This window comes from Glutamicibacter sp. AGC46 (genome assembly GCF_053543715.1).
Window position 1 is genome coordinate 250,171 of the sequence record NZ_JBLVOJ010000012.1, and the last position, 14,449, is coordinate 264,619.

At 61.3% G+C, this 14,449-nt stretch carries 15 protein-coding genes; 8 read left to right on the forward strand and 7 right to left on the reverse strand.

The window, feature by feature from the left end; all coding sequences use genetic code 11:
- Window positions 1–36: 36 nt before the first annotated feature.
- The 7 genes from pcaC to ACNPM8_RS09370 form a co-directional block, all read right to left on the reverse strand.
- The gene (pcaC, locus tag ACNPM8_RS09340; RefSeq protein ID WP_365943063.1) at window positions 37–444 is read right to left on the reverse strand and encodes a 4-carboxymuconolactone decarboxylase; all 408 of its coding nucleotides are present in this window, start codon (window positions 442–444) and stop codon (window positions 37–39) included.
- An 18-nt stretch (window positions 445–462) separates the two neighbouring features.
- Window positions 463–1,260, reverse strand: a complete 798-nt coding sequence (locus tag ACNPM8_RS09345) for an alpha/beta fold hydrolase (protein ID WP_332487448.1) — start codon at window positions 1,258–1,260, stop codon at window positions 463–465.
- Window positions 1,242–2,648: a lyase family protein gene (locus ACNPM8_RS09350; protein ID WP_448939726.1), complete on the reverse strand. Its 1,407-nt coding sequence runs from the start codon at window positions 2,646–2,648 to the stop codon at window positions 1,242–1,244. Before ACNPM8_RS09350 ends, ACNPM8_RS09345 begins: the two co-directional genes overlap by 19 nt.
- A gap of 145 nt (window positions 2,649–2,793) precedes the next feature.
- Window positions 2,794–3,372: a protocatechuate 3,4-dioxygenase subunit alpha gene (gene pcaG / locus ACNPM8_RS09355; protein ID WP_133834385.1), complete on the reverse strand. Its 579-nt coding sequence runs from the start codon at window positions 3,370–3,372 to the stop codon at window positions 2,794–2,796.
- Window position 3,373: 1 nt separating this feature from the next.
- Window positions 3,374–4,207 (reverse strand): protocatechuate 3,4-dioxygenase subunit beta, encoded by an 834-nt coding sequence (pcaH, locus tag ACNPM8_RS09360; protein WP_448939727.1) that lies wholly within the window; start codon window positions 4,205–4,207, stop codon window positions 3,374–3,376.
- Window positions 4,208–4,270: 63 nt separating this feature from the next.
- Complete coding sequence (locus ACNPM8_RS09365) at window positions 4,271–5,467, reverse strand: 4-hydroxybenzoate 3-monooxygenase (protein ID WP_448939728.1); 1,197 nt, start codon at window positions 5,465–5,467, stop codon at window positions 4,271–4,273.
- Window positions 5,468–5,626: 159 nt separating this feature from the next.
- Entirely contained in the window at window positions 5,627–6,100 is a 474-nt protein-coding gene (locus ACNPM8_RS09370) for a MarR family winged helix-turn-helix transcriptional regulator (RefSeq protein ID WP_133834388.1), read from the reverse strand.
- A gap of 134 nt (window positions 6,101–6,234) precedes the next feature.
- Here ACNPM8_RS09370 and ACNPM8_RS09375 point away from each other — a divergent pair, with 134 nt between their 5' ends.
- From ACNPM8_RS09375 to ACNPM8_RS09410, 8 genes are all read left to right on the forward strand, one after another.
- Complete coding sequence (locus ACNPM8_RS09375; RefSeq protein WP_133834389.1) at window positions 6,235–7,164, forward strand: SDR family NAD(P)-dependent oxidoreductase; 930 nt, start codon at window positions 6,235–6,237, stop codon at window positions 7,162–7,164.
- An 18-nt stretch (window positions 7,165–7,182) separates the two neighbouring features.
- The gene (locus ACNPM8_RS09380) at window positions 7,183–8,073 is read left to right on the forward strand and encodes an amidohydrolase family protein (protein ID WP_133834390.1); all 891 of its coding nucleotides are present in this window, start codon (window positions 7,183–7,185) and stop codon (window positions 8,071–8,073) included.
- Window positions 8,070–9,260: an acyl-CoA dehydrogenase family protein gene (locus ACNPM8_RS09385; RefSeq protein WP_133834391.1), complete on the forward strand. Its 1,191-nt coding sequence runs from the start codon at window positions 8,070–8,072 to the stop codon at window positions 9,258–9,260. Before ACNPM8_RS09380 ends, ACNPM8_RS09385 begins: the two co-directional genes overlap by 4 nt.
- A gap of 53 nt (window positions 9,261–9,313) precedes the next feature.
- Window positions 9,314–9,769, forward strand: coding sequence for a MaoC family dehydratase (locus tag ACNPM8_RS09390; RefSeq protein ID WP_105662444.1), 456 nt, complete (start codon window positions 9,314–9,316; stop codon window positions 9,767–9,769).
- Between the two features lie 62 nt (window positions 9,770–9,831).
- The gene (locus tag ACNPM8_RS09395) at window positions 9,832–11,349 is read left to right on the forward strand and encodes an acyl-CoA synthetase (protein WP_133834392.1); all 1,518 of its coding nucleotides are present in this window, start codon (window positions 9,832–9,834) and stop codon (window positions 11,347–11,349) included.
- A gap of 200 nt (window positions 11,350–11,549) precedes the next feature.
- Window positions 11,550–12,548: an ABC transporter substrate-binding protein gene (locus ACNPM8_RS09400; protein WP_105662446.1), complete on the forward strand. Its 999-nt coding sequence runs from the start codon at window positions 11,550–11,552 to the stop codon at window positions 12,546–12,548.
- A gap of 83 nt (window positions 12,549–12,631) precedes the next feature.
- Window positions 12,632–13,612: an ABC transporter substrate-binding protein gene (locus tag ACNPM8_RS09405; RefSeq protein WP_133834393.1), complete on the forward strand. Its 981-nt coding sequence runs from the start codon at window positions 12,632–12,634 to the stop codon at window positions 13,610–13,612.
- Window positions 13,609–14,445, forward strand: coding sequence for an ABC transporter permease (locus tag ACNPM8_RS09410; protein ID WP_133834394.1), 837 nt, complete (start codon window positions 13,609–13,611; stop codon window positions 14,443–14,445). Before ACNPM8_RS09405 ends, ACNPM8_RS09410 begins: the two co-directional genes overlap by 4 nt.
- Window positions 14,446–14,449: the final 4 nt, after the last annotated feature.

The following is a 14,449-nucleotide window of genomic DNA, read 5'->3' on the forward strand; positions in this document are numbered from 1 at the left end:
CGGCGGCGGCGCGCCGCTAGCGGCGCGGTGCCACGGCTAGTGGCCTTCGGCTGCCGCGTACTCCTCCAGCACCTTCTTGCCGATCTTGAACGCAACGTTCGCTGCCGGAACGGAACAGTAGATGGCGCACTGCAAGAAGACTTCCTTGATTTCTTCGGGAGCCATGCCATTGCGCAGGGCCGCGTGCACATGCATTTCCAGTTCTTCCCAGTAGCCGCCGGCGATCATTGCGGTCAGCGTGATGGCGCTGCGGGTAGTGCGCGGCAGGCCGTCGCGGGTCCAGATGGTGCCCCATGCGTAGCGGGTGATCATTTCCTGGAATTCGTCGGTGAACTCATTCGAGTTCCTGGTGGAACGCTCAACGTGCTCGTTGCCCAGCACCTGGCGGCGTACCTCCATGCCAGCATCATAGGTATCGCCGGGAAGGCGCGGTGAATCAGCCATTTCTGCAGGTCCTCGCTTCTAGTTGGCCAGCAAGAACTCGGCCAGCAAGGCCGCGGTCTCTTCGGGTGCTTCGGCCGGGGCCAGGTGGGCGGCCGAATCGATGACCGCCATGGTTCCGCGGGGTGCATTTTCGGCGATGAACTCCGCGTCTGCCGGAGGGCACACCTGGTCCTGTGCGCCGTTGATGGCAATGATCGGGTCGCTGGTTGAAGCCAGCTGCCCGCGCACGTCGAATCCTGCCAAGGCGCCGCAGGCGTGGGCGTAGGCGAAGCGGTCAGCGTTCTGCAGGCTGTGCAGCAGCTCGGTGCTGATCACCGGCTCCTTCTCGATGAATCCCGGTGCGAACCAGCGCTCGGCAGAACCGGCGACCATGGTCGGGGTGCCGGCCTTGGCGACCAGCTCGGCACGGTCGGTCCATCCTTCGGGGGTGCCGATCTTCGCCGCAGAGCAGATGGAGGACAACGCATTGAAGAAGCCGGCGTGGTCCACGGCCAGCTGCAGGGCGGTGGCCCCGCCGACCGACACTCCGGCGTAGTACAGCTTGCTGCCCTCGGAGATGACGCCGTCGGCACGCAGCGCCTCGACGGCCTTGGTGACGCCGGTAGCCAGTTCGGCCAGCGAGAAGGCTTCGGTGGACGGCTTGCTTTCGCCGTGCCCCGGCAGGTCCCAGGCGATGACCTGGAACTTGTCCTTGAGGTAAGGCAAGGCCGGGGCCCACAGCGGCAGGGCCGCAGTGCCCAGCGAGGGGCCGACGATGAGGGTGGGAAGTGCCTTGTCGGTGTGCAGCAAGGAGGGGGTTAGTTGCGGGACTGCCATGATTCCTTCCGTGCCGAGTAATCGGCGAGTACGGTTTCGGTGAAGCGATCCGCGGCACCGAGGTAGCCAGCTGGATCAAATAATTCGTAGAGGTCCTGGTCGTTCAAGTCATGCACGGAGATTTCCAGGCGCAGCAGATCGCGCAGGGATATGCCCTCGTCGAGGCTGCGGCGCACCAATGCCTGGATGGCCGGTTTTCCGCCGACCACCAGGTCAGCCAGGGCGGCAGCGAGTCGTTCGGAGAGCACGGCATCTCCGCCCAGGGCGAGGTTCCGCTCGATGGCAGCGCGATCCACTCCCAGGCCGTTGGCCAGGAACGAAGCGTGGAATGCCGCCCCTGACGCCAGCCGGGCCAGTTCGCGCAGGGCACTCCATTCGGCGTGCCAGCCGCCATCGGGGCGTTCATCCACCGCGGTGCCGGCAGCAGTGAACAGGGTGGAGAGCAATCCGGGGGCGCTGAATGCCGCATTGCGCAGCAGTACCGAGCGCACCGGGTTCTGCTTCTGCGGCATGGCCGAGGAGCCGCCTTTGCCGGCCTCGCGAGGTTCGGACAGCTCGCCGATTTCCGGACGGGAGGCGGTGAGCACATCAGCGCCCAGGGTCCCCAGCGCGGCAATGGCCGCACCCAGTGCGGAGCCAAGCTGGAGAATCGGCATGCGGTTGGTGTGCCAGGGCGTTCCCGGATCCTCCAGGCCCAGCAGGGCCGCCAGATCCGAGGACAGCGACTGGCTTGTGGCCGTTGTCTCCGGCTGGCCGGAGAGCAGCTGCTCCAGGGAGGCGAGCGTGCCTACCGCACCGCCCCATTGCAAGCGCAGCTGCCGCGCCGCGGCATCCAGCTGCTGCTCGGCATCCAGCACGGCCGAGAGCCAGCTGGCCGCTTTCCAGCCCAAGGTGGTGGGCAGCGCATGCTGGGTCAGCGAGCGGGCAATGCACACGGTCCCGCGGTGGGCCTGCGCCAGGGCAGCCAACCCGCCAGCGGTGCTGCGCAGATCTGCCAGCGTGAGCGTGAACGTCTTGGACAGCACCAGCATCAGCGCTGTGTCGATGATGTCCTGGCTGGTTGCACCGCGGTGCAACGCGGTGCCCGCAGTTGCCGCGGCCCCGTCGTGCTTGAGCAGGTCGCGCATCATGCCCAGCAGCGGGATGAGCGCATTGGCCCCATCCGGTGTCCTGGAGGCCAGCAAGGCCAGGTCGTAGCGGTCCACGCTGGCCACCTCGCGCACGGCCTGCGCATCCTGGACGCTGCACAGGCCGGCATCCGCCTGGACCTGCACCCATCCGGCTTCGGCATCCAGCATGGCTTGGACGAAAGACGCATCGCTGGCCAAGGCCGCGGCCGCAGTTCCTGCCCAGGCGGGGGCCAGCACGCCGTAGTCTGCGCCATCCATTCGGTGCCTCGATTCTTAGCTGTTGAGCGTATAAGCCGTCTATCTAGAACTGTAGTGCCCGGCAACGGGCAACACCCCGCCGGGCGCTCCAACGCCCGTAACAGTGCGGGCGCTGGGGCAATCCAGCGGGGTGTCGCGGTGGCAACTAGCTCTCGCGCGGGTAGGAGAGGAACACCGTTTCGTTCCCGCCTTGCAGGCGGATATCGAAGCACAGCGAGCCATCGTCTTCGCGAGCAGCAATCAGCGTTGCGCGTTCTGCTTCGCCCAGCGATGACAGCAACGGGTCGCTAGCCAGCGCTTCGGTGTCCTCCGGCAGGTAGATGCGGGTGAACAGGCGATTGAGCAGGCCGCGGGCGAAAACCGCGAGCATGATGAACGGGGCCTTGCCCTCTTCGGTAGCGCCCGGGTTCACGGTGGTGAAGGTGTAGTGCCCGGCGTTATCCACCGCCGCCCGTCCCCACCCGGTGAAGGTGTAGCCGTCGCGAACCAGCGAGCCATCGCGGGAAACGACATTGCCGTTCTCGTCGGCCTGCCAGATTTCCAGCAGGGCGTCCGGAATGGCCTCGCCGTTGCCGTCATAGACCATCCCGTGCAGGCGCACCGAGCGGGGATGGGCCTGGCTGATCAGCTCATTGCCCTTCTCATAGGGCAACGCGTAGCCGTAGAACGGGCCGATGGTCTGACCCGGTGTGGGGGCCAGCTTCAGTTCTGGTGCCTGAGCCATGCTAGTGGTCTCCCTCTTCATCTTCCATCCAGGTGCGGTTGGAGCCGGTGAGTACGATGTCCCAGTTGTAGCCGGTAGCCCATTCATGGGTCGTCAGCGAATGGTCGTAGCTGGCGATCAGGCGGTCGCGCGCTTCCTTGTCGGTGATCGCCTGGTAGATCGGGTCGAGGCTGAACAGCGGGTCACCCGGGAAGTACATCTGGGTGATCATGCGCTGGGTGAAGTCGGTGCCGAACAGCGAGAAGTGGATGTGCGCCGGGCGCCAGGCGTTGTGGTGGTTCTTCCACGGGTAGGGTGCCGGCTTGATGGTGGTGAAGGAGTATTCGCCGTTCGGGCCGGTGATGGCGCGTCCCACGCCGGTGAAGTTCGGATCGATCGGGGCCGGATGCTGGTCGCGCTTGTGGATGTAGCGTCCGGCGGCATTGGCCTGCCAGATTTCCACCAGCTGCCCGGCCACCGGGCGGCCGTCGCCATCGAGCACGCGGCCGGCGACCACGATGCGCTCGCCGATCGGCTCGCCGTTGTGCTGGATCGTCAGATCCGATTCCAGCGCGTGCACGTCGCGCTGGCCGAAGGCCGGGGAGTGCAGCTCAATGGTTTCCGGGTCCACGTGGCGCAGGTTCTTGGTCGGGTGGCGCAGCAGCGAGGAACGGTAGGGCGCGAAGTCGATGCGCGGCTGGGTCTCGGCTTTCTTGCCCTCGACCACCGACTGGCAGTAGGCCGCATGGATATCGGCGATTTCCTGGCTGATGGATTCTTGCGAGAGCGTCGTGGCTGCGGGGTCCAGCACGTGGGAATCGCTGAACGACTCGTTAGCTGTGGTTTCGGTGCTCACTGCGTGCTCCTTTCGAAGGGGGCGTACGGGCGTGGTGGAGGAAATGCTTGGCAAGGGCGAAGGCTAAGCGTGGGGCCAGCCGGTGTAGGACTCGGCCAGGTATTGCTGGCCGAAGCGCGAGGAGGTGACCGTTTCCAGTTCGCCCAGGGCGCGCTTGGCCATGAAAGGGTCCCCGCCTACCGGGGTGTGCAGCATGGAGGTCATCCAGTAGGAGAAGTTCTGCGCCTTCCAGACCCGCTTCAACGCCAGGTCCGAATAGCCGTCCAGCAGCTGCTCGCTGCCGGTGGAGAAGAAGGAATCCAGCGCCTCGAAGAGCACCTTCACATCGGCGAAGGCCAGGTTCAGGCCCTTGGCTCCGGTGGGCGGGACGGTGTGTCCGGCATCGCCGATCAGGAACATCCGCCCGTGGGAGAGGGGTTCGCGCACGAAGGAGCGGAAGCCCAGCACGGTCTTGTCGAAGATCTCGCCGGTTTTCAGCTGGAAATTATCCGGCCCGTCCACGCGCTTTTGCAGCTCGGCCCAGATGCGGTCATCGCTCCAGGCATTCACGTCTTCGTTCGGGTCGCATTGGAAGTACATGCGCTGCACCGTTTCGCTGCGCTGGGAGATCAGCGCGAAGCCGTGCGGGGAGTTCGCGTAGACCAGTTCAGGCGCGGACTTCGGCGCCTCGGTGAGGATGCCGAACCAGGCGAAGGGGTAGGCGACCTTGAAATCCTTGCGCAGCGTTTCGGGCATCTGGCGGCGGGCGAAGGAGCGCGAGCCGTCGGCGCCGACGATCACATCGGCGTGCACCTCGAAGAGGTTGCCCTGCTCATCGGTGAAGCGGAACTTCGGGGTGGAGGTCTCCATGTCCAGGATCTCGGTGACTTCGCAGGAGTAGCGCACGTCGCCCTGGGCGCGCTGGCGCGCCGCGGCCAGGTCAACGAAGACCTCGTTCTGCGCGTACAGGGTGACGGTGGCGTCGACCAGATCGCGGAAGTCCAGCGGGTGGGATTGGCCGTTGAAGCGCAGGTCGATGCCGGCGTGCTCGTCGCCGTGGGTGAGGACCCGTCCCTCCACGCCGGACTCGGTGAGCATCTTGACAGCCTGGGCTTCGAGGATGCCCGCGCGGTGGGTGTTGCGGATGGTCTCGTGGTCGCGCATTTCCACGACGATGTTCTCGATGCCGGATGCGGCCAGCAGGTGGGAGAGCATGAGCCCTGCTGGACCGCCGCCGATGATGCCGACCTTGGTCTTGAGAATGCGCGGATTCTGAGCCATGGGACCTGCCTCGCTAGCGTCTGGACCAGAAGCCGCACTGCCGGCTGCGTTGCCGGACCGATGCATCTGGTCTAAGGAAGTAATAAGAACTTCCCTCATGATGCGGCGCATGTGATCGGGCAGACAGCCGGGTTCTCAATGAATGAGAAAAATGGGGTGCTACTCCGCGTCAGCCAGCGCTACCCGGGATAGCAGATCGCGCAGCTGCAGCCGCTCCTGCGGGGTTAGCGCTTCCAAGGTCTCGTCCTCGTTTTGCCTGGTGATCTTGCGCGCCTGCGCGTAGAGCTTCCGGCCGGCCGCGGTGGCTACTATCACCTTGGAGCGGCGGTCGCTGGGATCTGGAATTCGGGAGACTAGTCCACTGGTTTCCAACCCGTCCACTAGTGGCACGATCTGGCTTGGATCGAGCGCGAGAAATTCAGCGAGATCGCGTTGGGTGGGGGTGATGTCGCTGCACGCCAAGGAAAGTACCGAGTAGGAACGCACCTTGAGGCCGAGTGGCTTCAGCGCATGGTTGGCCCGGGTCGAACCCAGGGAGCGCATGCGCGCCACTAGGAAGTTCAGCTCCTGAACGAGGTCGCATTTCATGAACAGTTCTTTCTTCGCTGATTTGGCCGTGATTTTGCTAGTCATCTCATTGTCCCCACTTTTCATGAAAAAATAAACCATTGACTTTCTCAAGGATTAAAGTTCTTATGTATGTAGTCAAGGTTCCCACTTTTCTTCCAAGTGGAGCAATTGAAACACCTCACCGAATTGGAGTTCTCATGTCCCTAGCAGGAAAAGTTGCCATCGTGACCGGAAGCGGACGCGGACTGGGCCTGAGCTATGCGCAAGAACTGGCGCGTCAGGGAGCCTCGGTGATTGTCAATGATGTCGATCCTGCGGCCGTGGATGCTGCGGTTGCTTCCATTACCGAAGCCGGGGGCACGGCGGCGGGAGTTGCGGCGGCGGTAGGTACGACCGAGGCCGCGAAGGCGCTGGTTGCCGGCGCTGTCGAGAACTTCGGTCGCCTGGATATTCTGGTCACCAATGCGGGTGTGCTGCGTGACAAGTCCCTGCTGAAGATGACCGACGAAGATTTTGATCTGGTGATCAACGTCCACTTGCGCGGCACTTTCACCTGCGTGCGTGAGGCCTACGGGTATTTCAAGGAAAACAATGTCTCCGGACGCATCATCGCAATTGGTTCGCCGACCGGCCAGCGCGGCAACTTCGGCCAGAGCAATTACGCGGCGGCAAAGGCCGGCATTGTCGGCATGGTGCGCACCTGGGCCCTGGAAATGAAACGAGCCGGGGTTACTGCCAACGCAGTGATCCCGGTGGCAGCCACCGAAATGACCAAAACCGTTCCATTCTTTGCAGCTGCCGTGGAAGCCGACGAGCGCGGCGAAGCGATGCCGGACTTCTTCCGCAAGGATCTGGGCTTTGGCACCGCAGATGATGTGGCCGGCCTGATCGCCTACCTGGCCTCGGACGCGGCTGCAGAGATCAACGGCCAGGCCATTGGAGTCGGCGGGGACCGCCTGCAGGTCTGGAGCCACCCTGAAGCTGTGGTCACCGAGCTGCACGACGGCGGATGGGACTATGAAACGCTGGCCAATGAATTCCCTGCGCGCTTCGGATCCCACCAGCAGTCCGTTGGGGAGAAGTTCCCGGAACTTCCGGAAGAACTGCGCCCGGAACCAGCCAAGTAGGGAACTGGGGGAATCATTATGACTTTGCGTTATGAACTGGGCATCGATTTCGCTTCGCTTGAAGCCATCGACATGCATGTGCACCTTGAAGTCGACGAATGCGGCCACAAGGCAATGCCGGAGGATCTTTTCGAAGCGTCGGCAGCGTATTTCAAATCATCGGAGCGTACACCCTCCATTGATCGCATTGCGCAGCTTTATCGCGAGTCGAACATGGCTGCCGTGGTGTTCACCGTTGATGCACGCACCGCGCTCGGGCATGATCCGAACTCCATTGAGGACTTGGTCCAGGGCTGCGCCCGAAATAATGACGTGCTTATTCCCTTTGGCTCGGTCGATCCCCGCCGAGGAGCCGAAGCCATCGGCGATGCGCAGTACCAGGCTGAACAGCTCGGAGTGTGCGGCTTCAAATTCCACCCCTCGCTCCAGGGATTCGATCCCAGCGATGAAGCGTTCTACCCGCTATGGGAAAAGCTCCAGGAGCTAGGCCTCCCATGCATTTTCCACACAGGGCAGAACGGCATGGGAGCAGGGCTGCCTGGCGGTCGGGGCATTAAGCTGCGTTACTCCAATCCGCTGCTGCTCGACGATGTGGCCGCGGACTTCCCGAACCTGGTCATCATCATGGCTCACCCCTCGGTTCCATGGCAGGATGAAGCGAACTCCATTGCCACGCACAAGGCCAATGTCTACATCGATTTATCCGGTTGGAGCCCCAAGTATTTCCCCAGCTCCTTGGTGAAGATGGGCAATAACGTGCTGTCGCGCAAGCTGTTGTTCGGCACGGACTTTCCCTTGATTACCCCGGAGAAGTGGCTGGGGGCCTTTGCAGAATTGGAGTTGAAGGACTCGGTGAGACCGGGAATCCTGAAGGGCAATGCACTGCGCGTGTTGGGGATAGAAGAATGATCCAACCGGCAGCAACTAGTGATTTCTATGGATTCAAGGACCTGCTCACCGACGCTGAGCGTGCGGCCCTGGACCGTTTGCGTTCCCTTTTGGCAGAACATGTGGGTCCGATAGTCGATGACTATTGGGAACGCGGAGAATTCCCGGAACAGATCGTGGCACCGCTGATCGATGCTGATCTGATGAACCCGGCCGAAGTGCTTGCCACGGGCCAGAAGCCTTCCGCGCTTTACTCGGGCTTCCGCAATTTCGAGCTGGGACGCATGGATGCCTCCGTAGCGACTTACTACAACGCGCAGTCCGGCCTATTCCGGACCACCGTCAACCTGGGTGGAAGTGCGGAGCAGGTAGCCGTGCTTGAGCCGCGGATCACATCTTTTGCCTGCAAGGGAGTGTTCGCCCTGACCGAGCCAGAACACGGTTCGGATATTGCCGGAGGGCTAGCCACCTCGGCCAAGCAGGAGCAACGCGATGGTGTGGCTGGCTGGGTGATCAATGGGCAGAAGCGCTGGATCGGGGGCGCGAGCCAAGCGGACGTGCTGGCAGTATTTGCCCGCGACGCAGCCGATTCGCAGATCAAATGCTTCTTGGTTCCAACGGACGCGCCGGGCATGGAAATCAGGAAAATTCCGGGAAAGACCAGCCTGCGCATTATGCAGAACGCCGACATCGAGCTGGGGAATGTCTGGGTGCCAGCCAGCGGGCGACTGGCCAAGATCAACTCCTTTGCCGACGTAGCGGCCTGCCTGCGCAACATGCGCTCAGACGTCGCCTGGATTGCCACAGGCGTTTGCTTCGGCGCGTACGAATCGGCTCGCGACTACGTTGCCAGCCGTAGCCAATTCGGCAAGCCGCTGGGTTCATTCCAGCTGATCCAGGAAAAGCTGGCGCATATGCTCTCCAACGCCACCGCGAGCCTGGCTTTGGTGGTGCGGCTGACCCAGCAGCAGGAAGCGGGCATCTACCGCGATGAAAACTCGGCCATGGCCAAGATGTTCACCGCACGCATGCTACGGGAAACGGCAGCCCTCGCCCGAGAGGTCTGCGGCGGCAATGGCATCTTGCTGGAGAACAACGTAGCGCGCCACCATGCCGACGCCGAAGCGATCTACTCGTATGAAGGCACACACGAGATCAATTCACTGATTATCGGACGCGCGATTACCGGCGTCAGCGCATTCCGCTAAAGCGGCATTCGCGAACTCGAGCAACCAAAGAACCCATCTAGAGGAGAAATATCATGGCACCAACCGTTTTGGATTACGCAGACCTCGCCAGCGCCCAGGGCAAGGACCTGGGCTACAGCGAATACCGCGTGGTCACACAGGAACAAATCAACACCTTCGCTGACGCCACTGATGATCACCAGTGGATCCACACCGATCCGCAGAAGGCCAAGGAGGGCCCTTTCGGTGGCCCGATTGCCCACGGCTACCTTACCTTGAGCCTGCAGATTGCGTTCTGGACCGAGCTTTTCGATGTCACCGGCGTGAAGACCAAGGTGAACTACGGCCTGGAAAAAGTTCGATTCCCTTCGCCCGTACCGGTGGGTTCCAAGATCCGCATGAAGGCGGTTATCGCCGAGGTGGAAGAGGTCAAGGGCGGATACCAGATTGCAGTGGACCAGGTCATCGAAGTCGAAGGCGGCACGAAGCCGGCCGTGGTCTCCCGGGGCCTCTACCGCTTCTACGCCTAGGTAAAGAGCCAGCTGAGCTAGAGCCGCAACGGCAACGTACGACCTAATGAAAAGAGTGGCAGATGTTGAATAAGGGGTTTGGCAACTGGATTCACCGGCGTCGGATGAAATCCGCGCAGCAGGTTGCGGTGATTCATGCGGGAGTCGGCTTGAGCTACGCGCAGCTGGCAGAACGCATCGACAAGCTCAGCAGTGCCTTGGCGGCCAGCGGAGTCGCCCGCGGTAGCCGTGTAGCGTTCCTTGGCGCCAACCATGCTGCGTACCTGGAAACCATGTTCGCCGTTACCCAGCTTGGGGCGTTGTTCGTTCCGCTCAATGTGCGTCTGGCGCCGCGGGAACTGAACTTTGCGCTGCGCGATTCAGGCAGCGAGGTGCTGATCTATGTCGAGAACTTCGCCAGCGAAGCGCATGCATCCATCGAAGGCAGCCCGGTCAGTACCGCCTGGGAAGTCGCTTCGGTTCCGTGCGCGGACTCATCCTATGAACGGGCCCTTCAGGCAGGGCGCAGCGGGCACGACGATATCGCCGTCGAGTTAGAGGATCCAGCCATCATCCTCTATACGTCGGGCACTACCGGAACGCCGAAGGGCGCGGTGCTCACGCATGCCAACATGACGTGGAATTCCTACAATGTCATCGTTGACTACGATGTCACCAGCAGATCTGTTGTTTTGCTCATTGCACCGCTCTTCCATGTAGCGGCGCTGGGCATGGGCGCCTTGCCGATGCTGCTCAAGGGAGGAACAGTGGTCCTCCAGGAGCGTTTTGATCCCGCTGCCGTGCTGGATGCGGTGGAGCGCTACCAGGTCACCCAGCTCTCGGGCGTCCCAACGACCTTCCAATTGCTAGCCGAGCATGAAAAATGGGAGGAAACGGATTTGTCTTCATTGGAGATGCTCACCTGCGGAGGCTCCGCTGTGCCGCTACGTGTCCTTGAAGCCTATGAAGCGCGTGGGCTCGGATTCAGTGGCGGCTATGGCTTGACCGAAACTGCGCCCGGCGCCACCATGCTCCAGGCAATGTACTCCCGACCGAAAATGGGTTCGGCCGGCCTGCCCCATTTCTTCACCGACATTCGCATCGCGGACTCGCTGGGCAATGAGGTGCCAGCCGGCGAGGTTGGCGAGATCCTGATCAGCGGCCCCAACGTGATCAAGGAGTATTGGGGCCGTCCCGAGGCTACCTCAGGGGCGTTCCATGAATCTGGCTGGTTCCGTTCCGGGGATATCGGCCACGTGGATGAAGAAGGCTTCCTGTTCATCTCGGACAGGCTTAAGGACATGATCATTTCCGGCGGGGAGAACATCTATCCTGCCGAAGTCGAGCAAGCCATTATGGGACTACCTGAAATTGAATCGGTGGCAGTGATTGGCGTCCCTGACGAGAAGTGGGGCGAAGTCCCGCGTGCAGTCATTGTGCTGAAGTCCGGTAGATCTCTGGGCGAAGAGGATGTTGTGGCGTATCTCGACGGACGCTTGGCGCGCTACAAGATACCGCGCACCTCGGTCTTCCTGGATGAGTTGCCGCGCACCGCAAGCGGCAAGATACGCAAAGCCGACTTGCGCAAGCAGTTCAGCTGAGCGCTCCACGGCTTCGTGGCGGATTCCGTGGCCTCACGTTTGCATAAGTGCAAGATACCGCCCATACGCAGAGAATAAATCATCATAAAATCAACCATTGACATTCTCAATAGTTGGCTTAGTCTTGAATTGTGGTTCAAATCACACACTTTCTTCGACCCGCCACTCGGGGTTGCGGCAATGGCTTTCTAGGGGGAAATATGAAAAAGCGCTGGTCTACACTGCTTGCAGGCGCAGCGGTCCTGTCACTCGGCCTGGTGGGCTGTGGCGGAGGTTCGCTGTCCGGCTCGACAGAATCAGAGGGAAGCACATCCGCCGCCGCCGAGGATGGCTCGCTCACCAAAATCACCGTAGGTATTCTGCCAATCGCACCGTCGGTTGCAGTGCAGCAGGGTATCGACGCCGGGACCTTTGAAAAGCATGGCCTGGATGTAGAACTGAGCACTTCCAACGCCGGTGCCGCGATGCTCCCAGCGGTATCCACCGGAGAATTGGCCATTGCCGTGGGCAATCCGCTATCGGTGATGACCGCTGCGGACAAAGGCCTGGACATGAAGATCGTCACCGGCTATTCCGCTTCCAAGGCTGATGGGGAGGATGTCAATGGAGTAGTTGTGCGCAAGGACTCGGGCATCGGCGGCTGGGAAGATCTGGCTGGAAAAACCACATCGGTCAACGCGTTGCGTACCCAGGGCGACCTGACGATTATGGAATCCGCAGAAATGGCTGGAGCCAATCCGAAAGACCTGAAGTTCAGCGAAATGCCTTTCCCGGACATGGAGGCGCAGCTGGATCGCGGCAACGTTGACGCCGTCTGGCTTCCAGAGCCGTTCCTCTCGCGTGCTTTGGGCGATAAGGACAACGAACTGCTTGGCTATCCAAACCAAGAAGCAATTCCGGGGCTGCCAACCATGGTGACGTTCACCAGCGGCCAGTTCGCTGAAGAGAATCCGGAAGTCATTTCCAAGTGGAAGGCAGCTATGGCGGAAGTACTGCCGGCCTCCGATAGTGATCCGGATGCCGCCAGGGCCATGTTGCCAGACTTCATCAATATGGATGCCAAGGTAGCCGAAGGCTTGCTCATGGAAACCTGGGAAGCGGAAACCCCAATTGAGGAACTGGCAAAGCTCGGAGATCTGGCCGCCAAGTTCGAATTCCTGGAGAAGGCCCCAGACATGAACAACCTCATCGCCAAGTAATTCCACAACTTCACGCTATTGCTGCTGCGGTTCCAGATTCCGGACGCCGCAGCAGCAATGACACTCAATTGGGGGTAGTTGCCATGAAACACTCGCTCAAGCTCGCACTCGCTTCGCTATCAGTCCTCGCGCTTGCTGCCTGCAGCTCCGGTTCGCCTAGCGGCGGCTCGGCCGGGGAAGATGCTGCAGGATCAGATGGCTCGCTGGAAAAAATCACCGTCGGGGTAATCCCCATCGTCGATACCGCACCAATCTGGCTGGGAGAATCCAAGGGCTTCTTCGCCGAAGAAGGCCTGGACTTGGAAATCGAAACCGCAACTGGCGGTTCGGCTATCGTCCCGGGCATCCAATCCGGGAGCTATGACTTCGCCTTCTCCAATCTGATCTCGGTAATGGTCGCCAACGACAAGGGACTGGACATGAAGTTCGTCGCCAATGGCATCTCCACCACAGGTGATGTGAAATCCGACGTCGGGTCCGTGCTGGTCAAAAATGATTCCAAGATTTCTTCGCCCAAGGACTTGGCCGGCAAGAAGGTCTCGGTCAATAACCTGTCGAACATCGGCGATACCACCATCAAGTCAATTGTCGAAGAAGACGGGGGAGACCCGGCAAGCATCGAGTTCGTCGAGGTTCCTTTCCCCGATGCTCCTGCTGCACTGGAAAACGGCATCGTCGATGCCGCCTGGATCCTGGAGCCGTTCCAGAGTTCGGCCTTGGACGCCGGAGCGAAAATGCTCTCTGCGAACTTCGCCGAATTCGATCCGGAGCTGGATGTTGCCGGCTACTTCACTTCTGCGCAGTACGCCCAGGAAAATCCCGAGGTGACCGAGAAGTTCACCAAGGCGATGGACAAGTCGCTTCAGTATGCGCAGGAGAACCCTGACGAGGTCCGCGAAGTTGTCGGAACCTACACCAAGATCAGCGAGGAGGTCCGCGCCGATATGGTGCTGCCGCGCTTCCGCCCTGACTTCAACCGCGAGGCCGTGCAAGAACTCGGCGATGCGGCACTGAGCTATGGCACCCTGTCCAAGCCAGTCGACCTGGAGAAGCTCCTGCCATGAGTGCCATCACTAGCACAGCGCCGGCTGAGGCGCGCCAAGCCAAGCGCAGGAAATCGGGCTCGAAATTCCCCAATGGCTTTTGGGGATTGATTGGCATCGTGACCTTCCTGGGGATCTGGGAACTGGTCCCGGCTCTTGGAATTGTCGAGGCGGCTTACCTGCCGCCCGCCTCCGAAGTGCTGATGACGCTGTTCGCTGATCTTGCCTTGACCGCCTTCTGGGTCGCGGTGGGGGAAACCATGCTGGCATGGTTCATCGGCCTGGCCGCAGCGGTGCTGCTGGCGCTGGTACTGGGCTTGGTAATCGGCATGTCGAGCTTCCTGCGTCGTGCGACCAACTCCACCATCGAGTTCCTGCGTCCAATTCCGTCGGTGGCATTGATCCCGCTCGCGGTGCTTTTATTCGGCACGAAAATCGAATCCTCGCTGATGCTGATCATCTATGCCTGCTTCTGGCAGGTGCTGATCCAGGTGCTCTATGGAGTTGCAGACGTGGATAATGTGGCGATGCAGACCGCGAGATCCTATGGATTCTCCCGGATCCAGCGCATCCGCGACGTCATCTTCCCGACCATGCTCCCTTACCTGATGACTGGCATCCGGCTGGGCGCTGCCGTGGCACTGATCCTGGCGATTACTGCGGAACTGATCATCGGCGCACCGGGTCTGGGCAAGGAAATCCAGCTGGCGCAGTCAGGCGGCGCAATCGCCGGAATGTACGCGCTGATTGTTGCCACCGGCCTGCTGGGCGTGGCAATCAACCTGTGCATGCGCATCATCGAAAAGCGCGTGCTTTCCTGGCACGCCTCAGTCCGGGGAGAGAACGCCGCATGAAACT

Excerpts from the sequence above, each read along its gene's own strand:
- pcaC (WP_365943063.1), bottom strand. The coding sequence starts at position 444 with ATGGCTGATTCACCGCGCCTTCCCGGCGATACCTATGATGCTGGCATG.
- ACNPM8_RS09345 (WP_332487448.1), bottom strand. The coding sequence starts at position 1,260 with ATGGCAGTCCCGCAACTAACCCCCTCCTTGCTGCACACCGACAAGGCA.
- ACNPM8_RS09350 (WP_448939726.1), bottom strand. The coding sequence starts at position 2,648 with ATGGATGGCGCAGACTACGGCGTGCTGGCCCCCGCCTGGGCAGGAACT.
- pcaG (WP_133834385.1), bottom strand. The coding sequence starts at position 3,372 with ATGGCTCAGGCACCAGAACTGAAGCTGGCCCCCACACCGGGTCAGACC.
- ACNPM8_RS09365 (WP_448939728.1), bottom strand. The coding sequence starts at position 5,467 with ATGGCTCAGAATCCGCGCATTCTCAAGACCAAGGTCGGCATCATCGGC.
- ACNPM8_RS09370 (WP_133834388.1), bottom strand. The coding sequence starts at position 6,100 with ATGACTAGCAAAATCACGGCCAAATCAGCGAAGAAAGAACTGTTCATG.
- ACNPM8_RS09375 (WP_133834389.1), top strand. The coding sequence starts at position 6,235 with ATGTCCCTAGCAGGAAAAGTTGCCATCGTGACCGGAAGCGGACGCGGA.
- ACNPM8_RS09380 (WP_133834390.1), top strand. The coding sequence starts at position 7,183 with ATGACTTTGCGTTATGAACTGGGCATCGATTTCGCTTCGCTTGAAGCC.
- ACNPM8_RS09385 (WP_133834391.1), top strand. The coding sequence starts at position 8,070 with ATGATCCAACCGGCAGCAACTAGTGATTTCTATGGATTCAAGGACCTG.
- ACNPM8_RS09390 (WP_105662444.1), top strand. The coding sequence starts at position 9,314 with ATGGCACCAACCGTTTTGGATTACGCAGACCTCGCCAGCGCCCAGGGC.
- ACNPM8_RS09395 (WP_133834392.1), top strand. The coding sequence starts at position 9,832 with ATGTTGAATAAGGGGTTTGGCAACTGGATTCACCGGCGTCGGATGAAA.
- ACNPM8_RS09400 (WP_105662446.1), top strand. The coding sequence starts at position 11,550 with ATGAAAAAGCGCTGGTCTACACTGCTTGCAGGCGCAGCGGTCCTGTCA.
- ACNPM8_RS09405 (WP_133834393.1), top strand. The coding sequence starts at position 12,632 with ATGAAACACTCGCTCAAGCTCGCACTCGCTTCGCTATCAGTCCTCGCG.
- ACNPM8_RS09410 (WP_133834394.1), top strand. The coding sequence starts at position 13,609 with ATGAGTGCCATCACTAGCACAGCGCCGGCTGAGGCGCGCCAAGCCAAG.